The sequence below is a fragment of the Vibrio harveyi NBRC 15634 = ATCC 14126 = KCTC 12724 genome (assembly GCF_001591145.1).
Lineage (GTDB): Bacteria > Pseudomonadota > Gammaproteobacteria > Enterobacterales > Vibrionaceae > Vibrio > Vibrio harveyi.
The window spans coordinates 1-2340 of sequence record NZ_BCUF01000107.1; the positions used below are offsets into that span (position 1 = coordinate 1).

The following is a 2340-nucleotide window of genomic DNA, read 5'->3' on the forward strand; positions in this document are numbered from 1 at the left end:
CCTCCAACGAGTTCGATACCTAAAGACCTTACTCCGGCTCAGGACCGTATTTGTTCTGACCGGCAGAACCTTTCAAGAAACCACACTCGATAAGAATCCATAGGCCACATAGCAGAGAGACCGAAGCAATCAGCATTTGCGGTGCAGATGGGTCCTGCGCGGCAGGGTTAGTCATTGGCGTGGCAACTCGGCCAATGATCAATGGAATATTCAATGCTAGCCAGTAAATCGACTTATTACGGTCATGCCAACGCTTAGTGGTTATCGCCAAATCTGGGATCAGAAGAATCAATAAGAAGATAGGCAGAAGAATATAAGAAAATGCAGGGAACAACTTACTGATGCCCGCACCAAAACCTAAGATTAGGATGTAGTAGATGATGTTCCACATCCAGTAAGTTTTACGACCTATACGCCCTTGGAAAGAAAACAATAACTCTTTAATCGACATCGACTTTTACCCTAATTTTGAAAGGCTATAGATTAGCCGAGTCAGCATGGTTTGAAAAGTTCATCCCCCAGAGGAAAATATCACCAGATTTCAAACTGTAGGTATGCACATTTAGAGCCTTCAACTTGTCGACTCTAAATGTCTAAATGAGGCGGTTTGGGATTTAACCCGAGCAACAGAGCTAGTTCACCACCTTCTGGAAGCAATCAATATCCATATCGCGCACATTCACCGTTAAGCTACGAACATGACTCGCTTGTTCCTGTAAAACAACCATCAGTGCTCTTGATAACTCGCGTTTTTGTTCTGCATTTCTACCTGCCAACAAATCAAAGTTGATGTGAATAAAATCAACACTATCGCCCTCTTCTCCCACCAACCAATTGTGGCAACGAAGCGCACGTGATTTGACGGACGCAAGCTCGAACAAACCACTCTCCAAGGTGACTTTGTGTAGATCTTCTAGTAATCCCTGAACATTCACACGCTCATCGACTGAGTTGGAATATTCTAAAACTAAGTTTGGCATTTTGATTCCTTTCTTATTACGGCGAACTTTTAACCCACAGTAATACCAATCTAAGGCGCATTTTCCGAGGAATGGACTATCATTCTGTCTACGCGATCACCAATCGATTGCTTTTGACAAAAATAACAGAACTAATGCAACACCGACCAGATGAAGAAAGCCGAATAAGACATGACGCCAATCATGATCTGTTCACATTATTCTGTTATATTCCTACGTAGATTTTTTACATTAATAGACTATATACATTAAAGATAAGGGAGATATTCCTATGCGTCGTCCTGTAGTGATGGGTAACTGGAAACTAAACGGTAGCAAAGCAATGGTAACTGAGCTGCTAACTGGTATTAACGCTGAACTTGAAGGCGTTGAAGGTGTTGACGTAGCAGTAGCTCCACCAGCTCTTTACATCGATCTAGCTGAGCGCGTAATCGCTGAAGGCGGTAACAAAGTTATCCTAGGTGCACAAAACACTGACCTAAACAACAGCGGTGCTTTCACTGGCGACATGTCTCCAGAAATGCTGAAAGACTTCGGTGCTTCTCACATCATCATCGGTCACTCAGAGCGTCGTGAATACCACAACGAATCTGACGAGTTCATCGCTAAGAAATTCAACTTCCTAAAAGAAAACGGTCTAACGCCTGTTTTCTGTATCGGTGAATCTGAAGCTCAAAACGAAGCTGGCGAAACTGAAGCAGTATGTGCACGTCAAATCAACGCAGTTATCGACACTTACGGTGTTGAAGCTCTAAACGGCGCAATCATCGCTTACGAACCAATCTGGGCTATCGGTACTGGTAAAGCAGCAACAGCTGAAGATGCACAACGCATCCACGCTTCTATCCGCGCACTAATCGCAGCGAAAGACGAAGCAGTTGCAGCACAAGTAATCATCCAATACGGCGGTTCTGTTAAGCCAGAAAACGCTGAAGCTTACTTCTCACAACCAGACATCGACGGTGCTCTAGTTGGTGGCGCTTCTCTAGACGCTAAGAGCTTCGTAGCTATCGCTAAAGCAGCGGCAGCAGCTAAAGCTTAATTTCGCTTTTATTAAGCAGAAATAACAAAGGGATGCATCACGCATCCCTTTTTGTTTGCCTACGATCTAATGAGTTTAGTCATTCCGAGGAGTCTAAACGACATCAGGAATCTACTAACCGCACGCCCCAAATCAAACCAGCAAAACAACAGACATAACCTATAAAAATCCCGTCATTCCGAGGAGCTCAACGACATTAGGAATCTACTAACCGCACGCACCCAAATCAAACCAACAAAACAACAGACACAACCTATGAGACTCCCGTCATTCCGAGGAGCCTAAGCGACATCAGGAATCTACTAACCGCACACCCCC

At 44.2% G+C, this 2340-nt stretch carries 3 protein-coding genes; 1 reads left to right on the forward strand and 2 read right to left on the reverse strand.

All coding sequences use genetic code 11. The features are described 5' to 3' along the window. Positions 1–28: 28 nt before the first annotated feature. Together VHA02S_RS24535 and VHA02S_RS24540 are read right to left on the reverse strand one after the other, a co-directional pair. Positions 29–451 carry a DUF805 domain-containing protein gene (locus tag VHA02S_RS24535; protein ID WP_038897742.1) on the reverse strand — a complete coding sequence of 141 codons (423 nt, stop codon included), beginning with the start codon at positions 449–451 and terminating at the stop codon, positions 29–31. A gap of 181 nt (positions 452–632) precedes the next feature. Beyond that, a complete protein-coding gene (locus VHA02S_RS24540) occupies positions 633–980 on the reverse strand; it encodes a 5-carboxymethyl-2-hydroxymuconate Delta-isomerase (protein ID WP_020195823.1) in 348 nt (115 codons plus the stop codon). 271 nt (positions 981–1251) lie between these two features. Between VHA02S_RS24540 and tpiA the strand changes: the two genes are divergently transcribed. Continuing rightward, a complete protein-coding gene (gene tpiA, locus VHA02S_RS24545) occupies positions 1252–2022 on the forward strand; it encodes a triose-phosphate isomerase (protein WP_005428123.1) in 771 nt (256 codons plus the stop codon). The last annotated feature ends 318 nt before the right edge of the window (positions 2023–2340 follow it).

What these genes read in the sequence shown, in the direction of transcription:
- VHA02S_RS24535 (WP_038897742.1), bottom strand. Translation starts at nt 451, where the DNA reads ATGTCGATTAAAGAGTTATTGTTTTCTTTCCAAGGGCGTATAGGTCGT.
- VHA02S_RS24540 (WP_020195823.1), bottom strand. Translation starts at nt 980, where the DNA reads ATGCCAAACTTAGTTTTAGAATATTCCAACTCAGTCGATGAGCGTGTG.
- tpiA (WP_005428123.1), top strand. Translation starts at nt 1,252, where the DNA reads ATGCGTCGTCCTGTAGTGATGGGTAACTGGAAACTAAACGGTAGCAAA.